Genomic DNA, 16771 nt, shown 5'->3' with positions numbered 1-16771 from the left:
CCAACAAGAAAAGGCCGCGCCACCCAAAGGTGGCCCGGCACTCTTTATGACACTCCGGGCTGTATAAACCCCAACCCAGGTGGTGACGGCACTAAACTATTCCACGTCGAGCTGCCCGTTATTGCGCAGCATCGTCAGGAAGACCTCCGACGACTGACCCTCCATGCTGACACCGTCCAGGGTAATCTTCTGGTCGGCGTTGCTGTGCTGGACGTCGAGCCCGCCATCGCTCTTGATGTAGAGCACGGTGTCTCCGTTCTCCTCCTGGGCAAAGATAAAGCTGTCCAGCGCCGACTGATCGGGATCAGTACTCGTGGAGTCAAAGTCGTTGAGCAGATCCCCCAATGCCAGCTTATCGGCCTCTGGGTCCATGCTCAGAGCCGCATCCTTGACGTGGAAATCACTGACCGTATCGTGGGCGGGGTCCGTCGTACTACCGACATCACCCAGACTCCACTGGAAGGTGTCGGAACCGAGCCCACCAAGCAGAAGATCATCGCCAGCACCGCCAATCAGCACGTCGTCCCCGCTGCCCGCGAAGAGCTGATCGTTGCCTTTTCCACCATCGATGCGATCCTGACCACCGTCGTTACGGCTGTCACCCGACAGGGCTTCATAGTTGTCCTTGATAAAGGCCAATATCTCTTTCTGGGTCGGCTCTGTCCCGCTGTTCTGAGTGGTCAAGTAATCGACGAGCCCGGCGTAGCCACTACCCGCCTCACCACCGACACCCGCAGGGTCGATCTGATCACCGAACAGCACGTCATCACCCGCGCCACCGTCCAGGGTGTCACCGCCAAGGTCCGCTGGCTGATCGAATGACACCCCCCCCCTCCAGCGCCGTTGCAAACTCCTCGGCAGAATTGACGATGGCCACCTCACCAGCCGGTACAAGCTGGTCGTCCGTGTAGCTGTAAAGATCGAGTGAGATGTCATGAATAAGCAGTGAGAAGAAGTTCCCAGCAGCGTTTTCTACTTCGAACTGCAGCCTGTATGTTCCTCCTTTCAACCCATTTGCCATAAACTGAGTCGAGCTACTATTGATACTGCCCGACGGCGATATTGGCAGCGAGGTGGCAACAACATCCCAGTCGCCTTCCTCATTTTGCATTTCCAGCGACCAAGAGAATCTGTCGCTTGGATTCCCTTCCTTTTCGAAGTCGTTTGGGGTGTCGGTCACGTAGTCAAATGACAAGGTATAGAACTGGTTGGCACCAGCAGGCTCATCCAGGACGATAGCATCGCTGGTGGCGACAGTACTGCCATCGCCAGCACCACTGTCTCGAACGCGCAGATAGGTGCCGACCGGGGTTCTATCAATGGCTATGTGGCCATTGGTTGTCTCCACCGCCCAATTATCGATGGAAGCGAGTCTTCCCGTGTCCCCCGTGTCAAAAGTGGCAAGCATTTCGGTACTGCCTACCGAAGCCCCGGATTCCAGAGGAATCGGCACCATCTCCAACTCACCATCTGCCGTGTTGTCGAAAATCTTCAGAAAATCGCGACCTACATCATCACCTATCCCGATCGCTTCCACCCGACTGATGGCGGCCAGCGGTTTGTATCCTTCAAGCGCATTGGTAACATCCTTATAGGTGGTAATATTCCCCGCATCACTGACACCAACTTGACCGTTGTCATTGTGAGAATTAGGCTGACCATCCGTCATGAAGTAGGCAACGTTATTGAAACCGCTCCGACTAACATCCGTCATCCACTCAGTAGCGGTAACAAAGGCTTGCTCGAAATTGGTTCCAGAAATAATCGCTCTACTATCCAGAAAGTCATTGACGTCACCCAGATCTTCAGGTGAGAAATCATTGAATGCGATCGAAGGCGAATACTTCCCGCCGAACGCCACGATCTGGACATGGATTGTCCCCTCGAAATCGGCCAGCTCGGTAAGCTTGGCACGTATCGCCTCGATCGCCACCTTGAAGCGTGAATTGCCGTTTTCCAACACGGCGCCCATGCTTGGCGAAACATCCACGATAAAGGAAAGGTTATAGTCCTTGGCAGGTTCAAGCACGGCATGCTTCCCGCCAGCATCACCGAGAACCACATCATCACCACTCCCACCGGTGATGCTGTCATCGCCACCGCCTCCGACGAGTAGCTGGTCATCATCCGGCAGTGCCAGGGTCAGGGTGCCATCGACAGTGTCGCCGTCACCATCTGTTCCGGCCAGTGACAAGGACAGCGCCGGATCTTTCTCCGCCTCGGAATAGGCAAAGTCGCCGACCGAAAATGGCCTTGTGCCGTCCAAGCCACGAAACTCGATCGCTTCAAAGGCCTCGCCGGTTGTAAGCACCAGCTGGGCATCGGCGGGAATGTTTCTCACATTGAGGGTGCCATCGGCGTTTTCCTCAATCGTCACCAACGAGGTGATATCCTTGCCGGCACCATTCACCAAGCGAACATCACTTTTCGCAAGTTCCAGCACGTGGCCGCTGACGGCAACCGGATGGCCACTGGTATCGGTACCATCTGGAGCCGCGGCAATCGCTTTGATCCCGACATCCGTCAACGTCCCGTTTTCCGCATTGATAAACTGACGGAAGTGCGTAATGCCTCGATGGTTATCCCAGCTTGGTGCGGTGTCAGAAAAACGCAGGTTATCAACGAAATCGAGGCGTACAGCTTCGTCGAGTCCCGTCAGATTGTCGTGACCCGCGGCTAGTTGTGTATCCCCATCAGTTCGCAACCAGGACGCCCAGGGGCCTTTATAGGTCCAGGCGGACGCCACGACATCGGCTGCTCCATCGGCACCCTCAAAGGCGATGAAACGATGGCCCGAGCCGGACCCATCGGTGCCAAACTCACGCACAACGTGCTTGCTGCCTTCACTGATTTCCTTGCTGGCATCATCAAATGCCCTGATCCCCTCATCGATGACCTCTACCTCGTAGGTAGAGCCATCCGCCGACAGGCTCGCCTTGAAGGCCACGCCGCCACTCGCGGTCTTCGCCTCCAACGTCTTGCCGTCGCCACTCAATTGGTAAGTCAGAACCTCGCCGTTCGACGTGAGCAGCGTCCCGCCATTGACACTCGTGACCTCGGTACCGTTCATTACGTCGCTGAATGTCACTTTACCAATGTCATCGGCACCCGCCTCGAAGCGAACCTCACCCGTCTGGCCAGATTTTAACTGCGCTTGCTCCGCCTCCCAGACAACAGGCGTATCATCGTCAATCAGCACCGACAGCGTGCCCTGGACCTCGCTGCCATCGGCATCGGTCACGGTGTAGCCGATGTCAAACGTCAGGTCGTTCTCGTCATCGCCCGCCGCATGCTCAAGCGCCTGGTGCAACGTCACCTTGTACTTGCCCTCGGCCTGATCGGCCATGGCGATGGTGATCACCGGTTCTTTTTCGGAGTTGCTATCGGTCACCGTCCCGGTGAGCGTGTGCCCATCAGGGCTGAGCTCAAAGCTCACCTCACGACCGTCCGCTGTCTTGAGGTCGTCGGGCAGACCAGCCAGGTTCCACTGGAAGGCGTTGCTATCGGCGGCGCCATCGTCGCCAAAGCGGTAGCCCAGCTCGCCTTTCACGACGGAGGCCTCTCCTGCCACATCGCCGGTACCTCCGGCGTTGCCACCAGCCAGTCCGTCTTCGTCGACGGTCGCCTTCGGGCTCTGGGTAGTCGGGTTGTCGCCATCTCCGGGAACGCTGGGGGTGGAGTCTTGCGCCACCTTCACCGTCAATGTCGAAGACGACTTGTCTCCGTCACCATCGGTGATGGTGTAGTCGATCACGGCGTCGCCTTCGAAGGCCCCTGCCGGAGTAAAGGTGATCTCACCGTTGGACGCGATGGCCACCGTACCGACGCCTTCCCCACCCCGGACCGAGGCCTTGGTCAGGATTGCGCCATCGTCGCCTTGGGTGTCGCTTGTGCCGTCATTATTGGTCAACACGTTGTAGGTTTTCGCCGTGTCTTCCGCCGTCTCGGTGGTGTCGGCGACCGCCTCTGGCGAGGTATCGAGGATGTTGATCTCCAGGTTGGCGCTCGTGCTATCGCCCTCGTTGTCGGTCACCGTCAGCGCAAAGCTGTCCAACACCGTGGCGTCACCGCTGTGATCTGCCCTCTCGCCACTCTCGGTGTAGGAGTAGGTGATCTTGCCGCTGGCCGCATCGTAATCGGTCACCGTGACGCTGCCGTGCTTGCCTTCCACCACAACGCTCTTGGGTGCCCCCGGACCAGTGCTCGCCCCAGTGATATCGACGGTCTTGCCACTCTGGTCGGCCAGGGTCACCTGCTTGATGCCGGCATCCGCCGCCACCGTCATGCTGCCAGTGACCGTGGCTCCGCTACCTTCCACCACGCTGTGATCGCCGGCCACCACCTCGGGACCGCTCGGATCACTGCCGTCTGACTCGTTGCCGTCTGGCTCGTTGCCCTCTGGCTCATTGCCGTCGGGAATCTCGATCGTCGGCACGTCGTCGTCGCTGCCGTTGATGGTGATCGTCAGCGTCGCGCTGCTGGTATCACCGTCGGCATCGGTGAGGGTGTAGCTGAAGGCTTCTTTCAGCGTCTGGTTGTCCTTCAACGCTTGAACGTCGGCGTTGTCAGGATCCACGCGGTAGCTCCAGCTACCGTCGTCATTGTGGATGAAGCTGCCATAGCTGGCGGAGGCGTTGCCGGTGAAACCATCAAAGGTCATGCTGTCGGCGCCGGCGCTGTCATTGTCGAGCACATTACCGCTGATGGCCGTCACCGCCTCTTCACCCAGTGCCGCGCTGTCATCGTTGGCGTCGGGGGCGGTATCGATGATATTGATGTCCAGACTCTCGCTGACAGTTTCACCGGTAGAATCGGTCACCACGATGTCAAAACGATCAAACACGCTACCGTCACCAGCCGCGTGGTTGGCAGCCAGTCCATTCTCGGTGTACTGGTAGGTAACGATTCCGCTTTCCGGATTAAAACCGGTAATGATTAACGTACCGTGCTCCCCTTCAAGCACCAGTGGACTCTCGTCGGAAGCACCTGCGATGTCTCGCCTACCAACACTGATCGATGCGACTCCAGCCGGCGCCGACACAGTAAAACGGCCGGCCAGAAACGCCTGACTGCCCTCGACGGCACTGTGGAACCCGGCAGTTGCCCCTCCATCACCGTCTTCAAACTCTATTGACGGAGCGCCCGAATCGGCATCGCTATCATCCATGTCATCAGCTATACCACCCACCTCCCCGTGCCCAGCCGATTCGACAATGAAAGGATCACCGAAGGAATAGGACTGTGAGCCAGAGGTTTCGGTAATTCTCATCAAACGTACAAAGTCAAACCCATCATGGCTTGCCCCCTCCCCACCACCCGCACTGGGCTCCTCGAGCGCTTCGAGAATGTCGGTGGAACCCTCAGCGATCAATTCCAACAGTTTCGAAACATCCTCCCGGCCCAAAAAGTCGACGGAGCTTGCATCGCCCTGTCCCTGCTCTTCGGGCAACGAAACCTGTTGGGCTCCTACGAGGAGGGCCGCGGGTCTACCATCATCGAACTGAAGAGCCACACGCGAACCCTCGGCAGTGACAATGATATCGCCGGCGTTCAGGCTATCTCCTTCTTCCAGAGCGATAACTTCACCATCCGGGCGTTTAGCCCAGGCCTTACCTTGCAGAGAAGTGACGACGACGTTTGTCACAGGCACATGGACCTCGCAATATTCGTATATAAAAGTAAGAATATAACCACAAACTAATACGAATCATGCTATCCGTGTAACAGGAGGTTACACAGTGTACCAATGGACAATAGGACATCAGATCTTGAAATGTTTCGCCCTGATTTTTCCTTTTTTCTTTGCAGTTACGGTATTTTTTTACTCTCCGCCGTAAACGGATATGCTTGTTATTGCAGATTTTGTAGGACATTTCTTTCTGTTGTGCCCGATCTAGAACAGCGTGTCGCTAGATACTCCGTTGCAAGTGACCGACGGCTTGAGAAAATACAGGAAAGGCGAATCTTGAATAGGCAATTAAAGGCGAAAGGAAAAGGGGCAAAGAACTAGGCGCTGTCCGAAAAGTCGACGAGCGAAGGTTAGACAAGGCAAAAATTGGTGAGAAAGCGCAGTTTACGGGGTGTAAATGAGCATTTTGATCCGATTTTTAACGCCGTATTACCGAGCGCAGGCACTTTTCAGACAAGCCCTAAGGAATCGAGCAGAAATAAACGTTGCCTTTTAACATCCTGTTTGCAATCCAAGAACAAGAAAATGCCGGGCCACCCAAAGGTGGCCCGGCTCTCTCTTATGGCAACTCTGGTCATGACGACCCAGGCCTACTCCACGTCGAGCTGCCCGTAATTACGCAGCATCGTCAGGAAGGCCTCCGACGACTGACCGCCCATGCTGACACCGCTCAGGGTGATCTTCTGATCGGCGTTGCTGTGCTGATCATCGAGCCCGCCATCGCTCTTGATGTAGAGCACGGTGCCACCGCCTTCCTCTTGGGCGAAGACAAAACTATCCAACGCCGACTGGTCAGGGTCAGTGCTCGAGGAGTCAAAGTCGTTGAGCAGATCCCCCAGGGACAGCTTGTCGGCATTCGGATCCATGCTCAGAGTCTGGTCCTCGACGTGGAAATCACTGACCACGTCGAGGGCCGGGTCGGTGGCACTGCCGGCGTCTCCCAGATTCCATTTGAAGGTGTCGGACCCCAGTCCACCCAGCAGGAAGTCGTCACCGGCGCCGCCGATCAAGATGTCATCGTTGGCGCTGGCAAACAATTGATCGTCGCCCTGCCCGCCTTCCAGAAGGTCCTGGCCGCCATCGGCACGGGTCTTATCGATCAACTTGTCGTAGTTGGCCTTGATGAAGTCGAGCGTCTCTTCCTGGGTCGGCTCCGCACCGTTCTGGCCAGTCAGATAGTCGACCAGACCGTCGTAGCCACTACCGGCCTCACCACCGACGCCTGCGGGTTCGATCTGATCGCCGAACAGGATATCGTCCCCCGCACCCCCGATCAGATGGTCGTTGCCCACCTCCTGCGGCACATCGGAAGACGAGCCACCATCGAGTGCGGTCTCGAACTCCTCGGCGGAATTGACGATAAGATCTTCACCGGCTGGCACCAGTTCGTCGTCGGTGTAGCGATAGAGACTGCGTGAAACGCCTCCCACCGCTAATACGAAGTCGGACGAACCGGTACCGTTATCCACATCGAAAGCGAGCCGGTACGTCCCCCCTTTCAGACTATTGGCCATGATCTGGGTAGTGGTGGTGGTACCTACCGCATTCTCGAAATTGTTTGACACGACTTCCCAGGTGCCATCATCGTTCAGCTTTTCCACTCGCCAGACAAAGTGGTCCCGAACAATTCCGTTGGAACTTTCTCTGTCACTTGTCTGGTAAGTAAAGGCAAGACTGTAGAAGTCGTTGGCGTTAACCGGCTCAGACATTGTGATGCTGTCGCTGACCACCGTGGTAGCTCCATCATTGGTGCCGCTGTCAGCGATACGTAGATACGTCCTGCTGCCATTTCTCACGACGCTGACCGACCCGCTGCCACCTGTCTGGTGCCAGTTCTCCAGTTGTCCCAGGCTGCCCGTGTCACCGGCATCGAAGGTTGCTGGATAATCGACCGATTGCGTCTCACCTGACGCATAGGGTAACGGCACCATTGTCAAGCCACCGTCAGCGGTGTTATCAACCACCTTGAGTATCTCGCGATTGACATCGTTGCCGATACCAATGGCTTCCACTTGACTAATCTGGGCAAGTGTCTCGTACGCCTTGACAGCCTGCGAGACGTCCAGCGCAGTGGAATCGTTGGGCGAAGCGGTCACACCAGTGCCCGCAGTGGTGTTATGAAGTGTCGGGCTACCGTCACTCAGGAAGTAAGCCACATTGTTGTAGCCATTGGAGCTGGTTTCCGTCATCCAGTCGCTGGCGACGTTAAAGGCTTCTTGGTAGTTGGTGCCATCTTTCGCCTCTAAAGAATCCAGAAAGTCCTTGGCATCCTGGACATTGTCCTGTGACAAGTTCAAGAACGGTTCCGACTTCGCGGCCTGGGCAAAACCGACAAGTTGTACATTAATGATGCCCTCAAACGTCGCGAGCTCATCAAGCTTGGCCTTGAGCGCCTCTACCGCGACCTCAAGCCGCGTCTTGCCGGTATCGCCAAGCTTAAACGCCATGCTGCCCGACGTATCCAGGATAAAGGACAAGTTATAGTTCTGCGCCGGCTCCACCACGGTGTACTTGCCGCCGGTGTCGCCGATCAGGACGTCATTGCCACCACCACCCTGGACGGTATCGTCGCTGTTGGTTCCAACCACCAGGGCGTCGTTGTCGGTGGCGGTCACGGTAATGGTCAGGCTGGCGTCACTGGCATCGCCGTCCCCATCGGTCAGCGTATAGGTAAAGCTCTCATCGACGGTCTGGCCCTTGTCGAGCGCCGCGACCTCGGCATTGTCACTATCAAGCGCGTAGCTATAGCCGCCCTGGGTGTCGAGGGTCAGGGTGCCGTACTGCCCCTTGATCACCAGCTTGCCGTCGGCATTCAACGAGGACACCGTGGTAGAACCCTGGCTGACGGCGGTGACGCTGGCCCCATCAGCACCGGGGGCGTCGGCCTGATCACCACTGGACGCCCCCGGACCACCGATCACGTTGCCGGAGACCGGCGCCATGTTCTCGATGATGGCGTTGGTGTCGCTCGTCGCCACCGGGGCATCGTCATCGATGACCACTGACAGGGCACCATCGGCCTGGCTGCCATCGGCGTCGACGATGGTATAGGTGGCATCGAACAGCAGATCGTTTTCGTCGTTGCCGGCTGCATGAGCGAGCGCCTGGTGCAGCGTCACCTGATAGGCTCCACTGCTCTGATCGGTCAAGGCGATGGTGACCACGTCTTCGCTGCCGCCACTGCCATCGCTCGCCGTGCCGGTCAGGGTGTGGCCATCGCTGCTCAACTGGAAACTTACCGCTCGACCATCTGCCGTCTTCAGATCGCCCGGCAGGCTCGCGACGTTCCAGGTAAAGGCCCCGCTCGCCGCAGCGCCATCGTTGCCAAAGCTGTAGCCCAGTGTTCCGCTCGTGACCGTGTCCTCACCCGCCACATCGCCGCTGCCGCCAGCGTTGCCACCGGCCAGGCCATCCTCGTCGAGGGTGGCCGTCGGGTTCAGGGTGCTCGGATCGCCATCGCTTTCCGGCGTTGACGGGATCGCTGCCTCCCTGTTTTCCAGCGTCAAGGTACCGCTGGCGGCATCCCCGTCGTTGTCGGTCGCACTCAGGGCGATGTCGATGCTGCCGGCCTCGGTCAAGGCCGAGTTCGACGTGCGCGTCAGATAGAAGGCACTGGCATTACTGACGCCATACAAGTTGATGGCCTCGAACGGCTCATCGGTGTTTAGATGCACGTATCCGCCACTGGGGACGCCACTGATCCTCAGACTACCGTCAGCCAGCACCGTCACGTTGCCACCCGACGGCAATCTCACATCGTCTGGCGAAAGCGCAAGCACCCTGCCTTGCTGCTCGAAGGGTATCCCTGAACCGCCCCCATCACCGTCATAGACGATAGCCTGCAAGATATGGGTAGAGGTTGCCTGACTGGAAGGACCGCCGGCCGCGCCGGGGTTGATACCGTAGCTGAAGCGAACGACCTCTTGATGCTCCCCCCAGGATAGGCCTTGGCCGCCATAGGTGGCTGAATCGACAAAATCGAAGCGCATCACCTCGTTGGCACCGGTCTTCTGCGTTCCCGCATCATTGCCGTTGAACCCGCCAACAAAGAGCCGATCCGCACTACTGGCACTGTTGAAATTCGCACCAATCGCACTGTTGGCATTGGTGTTATAGCCGGTAAACAACACGACCGGGGCTTCGTCATCAGCGGAGTTGGTAAAGGTACGAGCGCTATTTCCTCCCCCGAAGGTCTTGGCATCCCGTTGAACGAAACCAGATTGTACCTGGCCAGCGTTGATACGCTCGAAGCTGGTCACATCGTACTGTGAGCCGTCTCCTGCCAGGCCCACCTCAAAGGCCACTGTGTCGCCAGCGACCGCTTGAAGGGTCAAGCCGTCGGCACTCAACTTCCAGAGTAGCGGCCGAGTCACCAGGAAAAGCGCGTTACCATCCTGATCAAACACTCGCTGTCCATCGAGCGAGGCGTCGAAGCCGATATCGCGAAGACCGTCTGCGCCGGCCTCTTCGAAGTTGATATGGCCGCTGGAGCCCGTCACCAGGAGCCCGGTGTCTGCCACAAAATCAGAGGGAGTATCATCGATGATGGCGACATCCAGTTCGCCAGACGCCGTATTGCCCCGGACATCAACCACCTCAACAGCGAAGGTATCCGCGAATTCCGTATCCGTGGCCCCGCTCTGACTGTCGTTGTCGACCTTACGCTCCAGCAGATACTCGTAGCTGAGCGTACCTCCGCTCGCATCACCGCTGTATCCCGTCAAGGTCAGAGTGCCGTACGGGGTATCCAGGGCGACGGGATCGCCGGACAAGGCTTGCAGGTCGGCAAGCGTCAGGCTTCGACCTCCGATGCTCAGCGTCTCGAGTCCATCCGGCGTATCGACATCGAAGCTGCCGGCGCGTGTCAGTTCGCTGCTATTGCGCTGACTACCATCGGCCAGGTTGGCCTCGCTGACGACCAGTTCGGAAGCGAAAGGGTCGAGTCCGGCCAACTGAGCCCTGCCCGGCAGCGTAAGCTCCAGAGTCCCCTCGGCGGTGTCACCATCCCCGTCGGTTCCCTGCAGCGCCAGGGACAATGCGTCGTCAGCATCGAAGGTCCCGTTCAGCCAGGTGTACTCGAAATCCCCCAGGGTAAAACCGACTCGCGTATTGGTATTCGTGGCGCGGATTTCGATCGCCTCGAACGCACTCTCGGTCTCGAGGACGAGTCGAGCGCCATCGGGAACCCCAGACACCGAAAGAGTTCCATCAGAATTCTCCACGATCGTCACGGACGCGGTAATGTCGTTTCCTGAGCCATCCAGAAAACGGAGCTCATCAACATCCAGGGCAAGCGCATCGCCGCTGACCTCGTGCGGATGACCGCTGGTGTTGTCACCGTCAGGGGCCAAGGCAATGGCGGTTACCTTGAACGATGCGGGTGTTGTCCGCCCATCCAGGTTGGCGAGGTCGACTACCTGTTCAAAACGAGTAACGCCCCGGTGTTGCTCCCAATTGGGCTCCTCGTCGGAAAAGCTCAGATTATCGACGAAGTCGAAACGTGCCACTTCGTTGTACGTGGTCCTGTCGTCACCGCCTGGTGCCAATTGGGTGCCGCCATCCGTTCTCAACCAGGACTCGCCCGGAAAATTGAAAGACCAGGCGGACACCACCACATCGGGGCCGCCATCGCTACCGTCAAACGCCACAAACCGATGGCCTTGAGTAGAGGTATTGTGCCCTTCATAAAAGACTTCTGTTCTGCCATCACTGATAGCCTGGCCTGAGTCCGCCAGCGTCATGATGGCATCATCAAGGACATTCACCTCGTAGCTGGAGCCATCCGCCGCCAGAGCTATTTCGAAGGCCACGTCGCCACCGGCCGTCGTCGCCTCAAGCATCTTTCCTCCATCGTTCAGCCGGTAGGTGAGACGTTCGCCATTTGAGGTCACCAGGGTCGCGCCGTTCAGGCTCAGCACAGCGCTGCCATCCAACGCCGAGGAAAACTGCACGGCGCCGATACCGTCGGCTCCCGCTGCATCTGCGAAGTTGATATCGCCAACGGTGCCTGAAGACAACACGCCATCGACGGTATCGAAGGCCACCGGCGTATCGTCATCGATCACTACCGTCAACTTGCCTATCGCCTTGCTACCATCGCCATCGGTGATGGTATAGCCGACGTCAAATGACACATCATTCTCGTCTTCGCGCTCGGCGTGCTCGAGCGCCTGATGCAGCGTCACCTGGTAATCGCCGGCGGCCTCATCTGTCAGCTTTATGGTGATGACTGACTCGGCGCCGCTGGCGCCGCTGGCGCCGGCTACGCTGCCGGCCACGGTATGTCCACCGTCGACAAGTGAGAACGCGACCTTGCGCCCGTCTGCTGTATAGAGCTCGGGCAGATCCGTCAGATTCCATTGGAAAGCCTTGGTGCTGGCCGCACCATCGTCACCAAAGCGGTAACCCAGATCTCCAGTGGCGACAGTGAACTGTCCGTCCACATCGCCAGTACCCCCCTTGTTGCCACCGGACAAACCATCCTCATCGACGATCGCCACGGGGCTCTGGGTGGTCGGATCGGTGTCGGTCGACGGTGTGGTTGGCGTGGTGTCGGGCTCCACCGTCACGGTCAGCGTCGAGGACGCGGTGTCACCGTCGCCGTCGGTGAGGATGTAGTCGATGACCGCCTTGCCTTCGAAGCCCGCCGCCGGGGTAAAGGTGACGTTACCGTCGCTGGTGAAGGTTACGCGACCGACGCTATCGCCGCCCTGCACCCTGGCCTCGGTCAGGATCGCGCCATCGGCGCCCGGGGTGTCGCTGGTGCCGTCATCATTCTTCAGCACGTTGTAGGATTTCGACGTACCTTTATCGGTGCTGGTGGTGTCGGCTACCGCACTCGGGCCATCGTCACCGATGGCGATGCTCAGGGTGCCATCAGCGGAGGTATCGCCATCGCTGTCCACCACCCGCACACCGAAGGTCTCGGGCACGCTGTCATCCAGACCCGTTCTGTCCTTGTCGTCCTGACTCGCGCTGCTTGTCAGGGTGTACGACCAGTTGCCGTCGGTGTTCACCGTCAGGGTGCCGTAATCACCGGCGACCGTGGTGCCATCGGCATTGATCTCGACCCAGTTGCCGTCGCTGTCCTTTACCTCATAGCGCGCCAGGTCATCGTTGCCGGTGCTGCTCTTGAACTGGCCGCTGGTGGTCTCGCTGTTGCTGGCGGCGTTACTGCCGGCAGGCTGATTCGTTCCGCCGTCCAGCCCCGCTTCCTGCACGCTATAGGCGCCATCGGCGGTCGTCGGATCACCGTCCGGGCCGCTCGGGTCGATGGTCGGTGTGGAGTCGGCCGCCACCGTCACGGTCAGGGTCGAGGACGCGGTATCACCGTCGCCATCGGTGAGGGTGTAGTCGATCACCGCCTTACCTTCGAAGCCCGCCGCCGGGGTAAAGGTGACGCTGCCATCGCTGGTAAAGCTCACGCTGCCCTGGCTCGGATTGCGCAGAGCGGCGGTGGTCAGGGTGGCACCATCGGCACCCTGGGTGTCGCTGGTGTCATCACTGTTGTTGAGCACGTTGTAGCTGACCGCCGTGTCTTCGGCGGTGCTGGTGGTGTCGGCCACCGCACTCGGGCCATCGTCACCGATGGTGATGCTCAGGGTGCCATCAGCGGAGGTATCGCCATCGCTGTCCACTACCCGCACACCGAAGGTCTCCGGCACGCTGTCATCCAGACCCGTTTTGTCCTTGTCGTCCTGACTCGCGCTGCTTGTCAGGGTGTACGACCAGCGGCCGTCGGTGTTCACCGTCAGGCTACCGTAATCACCGGTGACCGTGGTGCCATCGGCGGTGATCTCGACCCAGTCGCCGTCGCTGTTCTGGACCTCGTAGCGCGCAAGGTCATCGTTGCCGGTGCTGCTCTTGAACTGGCCGCTGGTGGTCTCGCTGTTGCTGGTGGCGTTACTGCCCGGGGACTGATCTGCACCACCATCAAGCCCCGCTTCCTGCACGCTATAGGCGCCATCGGCGGTCGTCGGATCGCCGTCCGGGCCGCTCGGGTCGATGGTCGGCGTGGAGTCCGCCGCCACCGTCACGGTCAGGGTCGATAACGCGGTATCACCGTCGCCGTCGGTGAGGGTGTAGTCGATCACCGCCTGGCCTTCGAAGCCCGCCGCCGGGGTAAAGGTGACGTTGCCATCGCTGGTGAAGGTTACGCGACCGACGCCATCCCCGCCCTGCACGCTGGCCGCGGTCAGGGTCGCGCCATCGGCGCCCTGGGTATCGCTGGTGTCATCACTGTTGTTGAGCACGTTGTAGCTGACCGCCGAGTCCTCGGCGGTGCTGGTGGTGTCGGCCACCGCACTCGGGCCATCGTCACCGATGGCGATAGTGAGATTGGCCGGGTCGGAGGTATCGCCATCGCTGTCCACCACCCGCACGCCGAAGGTCTCGGGCACGCTATCGTCCAGACCCGTTTTGTCCTTGTCGTCCTGACTCGCGCTGCTTGTCAGGGTGTACGACCAGCGGCCGTCGGTGTTCACCGTCAGGCTGCCGTAATCGCCGGTGACCGTGGTGCCATCGGTATTGATCGGGACCCAGTCGCCGTCGCTGTTCTGGACCTCGTAGCGCGCCAGGTCATCGTTGCCGGTGCTGCTCTTGAACTGGCCGTCGGTGGTCTCGCTGTTGCTGGCGGCGTTACTGCCGGCAGGCTGATTCGTTCCGCCATCCAGCCCCGCTTCCTGCACGCTATAGGCGCCATCGGCGGTCGTCGGATCGCCGTCCGGGCCGCTCGGGTCGATGGTCGGCATGGAGTCCGCCGCCACCGTCACGGTCAGGGTCGAGGACGCGGTGTCACCGTCGCCATCGGTGAGGGTGTAGTCGATGACCGCCTTGCCTTCGAAGCCATCCGCCGGGGTAAAGGTGATCTCGCCATTGGGCGCGAAGCTCACCGAACCCACACTGGCCCCGCCCTGCACGCGGACGTCGGTCAGGGTCGCGCCGTCGGCGCCCTGGGTGTCGCTGGTGCCGTCATCATTATTCAGCACGTTGTAGCTGACCGCCGTGTCCTCGGCGGTGCTGGTGGTGTCGGCCACGGCCTCGGGCTCGGTATCGAGGATGTTGATGTCCAGACTGTCAGAACGGCTTTCACCGACAGTGTCTGTGACCACTACCTCGAAGCGATCGACAACACTGTCATCGCCGGCGCTGTGATCCGCACCTTGCGAGTTCTCGGTATAGCGATAATCAACAGCACCGTTGTCAAAGCCGACGATCTCAAGCTTGCCCTGATCGGTGTCGATCACCACCGGATTGTCCGCGGTAGCCTTTGTAATATCCGACCCGGCGATGGTCGCAGTGCCGATTCCTGCGCTGGCTGTCAGCAGCATCACGCCAGAGACCGTCTCACCACTGCCCTCCACTACGCTGTTATCGCCGGCCGTGACGTCACCATCGCTGTCCTGGATCACCACATTGGGATCACCATCCGTGCTACCGTCGATCAGCACGGTCAAGGTCGCAGTACTGATATCGCCATCGGCGTCCTTGACGGTGTAGCTGAAGGTCTCCATCAGATGCTCGCCATCATCAAGGGCCTGCACCGCGGCATTCACCGTATTGACGGAGTAGCTCCAGGTGCCGGCACCGTGATCGGTGAAGGTGCCATATCTTGCTGAAGTGTCGTCGAAACCTACGAAACTCAGTCCATCGGACCTGGCAAGGTCGTTATCCAGCAGGTCACCGGAAATCGGCGCACTGCTATCTTCGCCGACCCGGGCAGCGTCATCTTCAGCCAACGGCACGGTATCGAGGATATTGATGTCGAGGCTGTCGCTGGCTTGCGCCCCCCGGTTGTCGGTCACCACCACCTCGAAGCGGTCAAATACGCTGTCGTCTCCGGCAGAGTGGTCGGCTGGCTGGCCGTCTTCGGTATAGACGTAGTCGATCGTCCCGGTATCAGGATCGAAGCCCGTGATCGCAAGGGTACCGTGCTGTCCATCGATCAGGACCGGCGATGCGGCCGAAGCGCCCGATACATCGACGCCCGAGACAGCAACACGCGCCACACCGGCAGGAGCCGTCACTGTCACGCTGCCGGTGACAGATTGACCACTTCCTTCAACGACGCTGTTGTCTCCGGCCGAAACGGAGCCCTCACCCTCTTCGACCGGCGGAAGATCGGGCCCACCTTCCGCCAAGGAGGCATCTTCGTCGTCGGCGACGGGAGTCCCACCGCCCTCTACCGGCTCCAGCGACTCCACTGCTCCCGCCCCACCAAAGGAGTAACTCTGGGGATCAACAGACTCAGAGATGCGCAACAGGCGCACGAAATCGAAGCCCTCTTCCGCGCCACCGCCACTTTCCCCCAGGCCAGGCGCCTCTATCGCCTCGAGCAGATCGGGCACCTCCGACTCAAGCAGCCGCAACAGCTCCGTGACCTGCTCCTGATCCAACACCTCAACCGAGGAAGCGTCGCCCTGCCCCATCTCCTCGGGCAACGAAACCTGCTGCGCATCGACCAGAGTGACACCGGGCCTGCCGTCCGCAAACTGCAGCGTCACGAGGGTGCCGTCCGCCGTGATGACGATATCGCCGACCTCCAGACGATCCCCTTCTTCCAGAGCGATGACGTCGCCATTCGGCCGTTTGACCCAGGCGTTTCCTTGCAATGAGCTGACAATAGCGATGGTAACAGGCACGGGGACCTCGAGTTTTTCGTAACGGGGCGTAAGACAATGGCTAGTAAACTGGTACGAAGAATACCACTTACGTTACACGTCGTTACACACTGTACCAATGGCCAATAGTCGCTACGATCAAGTAATGCACCTTCCGAGATACTGCTTTCTTCCTAGTCACCATAGAAAGCCATGCTTTTTGCTGCCACTTTTGTACGTTTTCTCGTCTATTTCGTGCTGATTTCGGAACAGCCTGGTGCGAAATTGGCCCTTGCACAGGAGCGCTGGCAGCGGGAACAGACAGACTGGGGACGCCTAGGCGCTGTCCGAAAAGTCGACGAGCGAAGGTTAGACAAGGCAAAAATCGGTGAGAAAGCGCAGTTTACGGGGTGTAAATGAGCATTTTGATCCGATTTTTAACGCCGTATTACCGAGCGCAGGCACTTTTCAGACAAGCCCTAGA

The 16771-nt window shown here is 59.2% G+C and carries 3 protein-coding genes; all 3 read right to left on the bottom strand.

Annotation, left to right across the window (positions count from 1 at the left end):
* Positions 1-96: 96 nt before the first annotated feature.
* Positions 97-825: a type I secretion C-terminal target domain-containing protein gene (locus NFG58_RS09055; RefSeq protein ID WP_185696450.1), complete on the bottom strand. Its 729-nt coding sequence runs from the start codon at positions 823-825 to the stop codon at positions 97-99.
* Positions 791-5644: a retention module-containing protein gene (locus NFG58_RS09050; protein WP_348828024.1), complete on the bottom strand. Its 4854-nt coding sequence runs from the start codon at positions 5642-5644 to the stop codon at positions 791-793. Before NFG58_RS09050 ends, NFG58_RS09055 begins: the two co-directional genes overlap by 35 nt.
* A 635-nt stretch (positions 5645-6279) precedes the next feature.
* Entirely contained in the window at positions 6280-16329 is a 10050-nt protein-coding gene (locus NFG58_RS09045; protein WP_348828023.1) for a retention module-containing protein, read from the bottom strand.
* Between the last annotated feature and the right edge of the window lie 442 nt (positions 16330-16771).

This window comes from Halomonas sp. RT37 (assembly GCF_040070525.1).
Lineage (GTDB): Bacteria > Pseudomonadota > Gammaproteobacteria > Pseudomonadales > Halomonadaceae > Halomonas > Halomonas litopenaei.
This window is presented reverse-complemented; position numbering and strand designations above follow the sequence as displayed.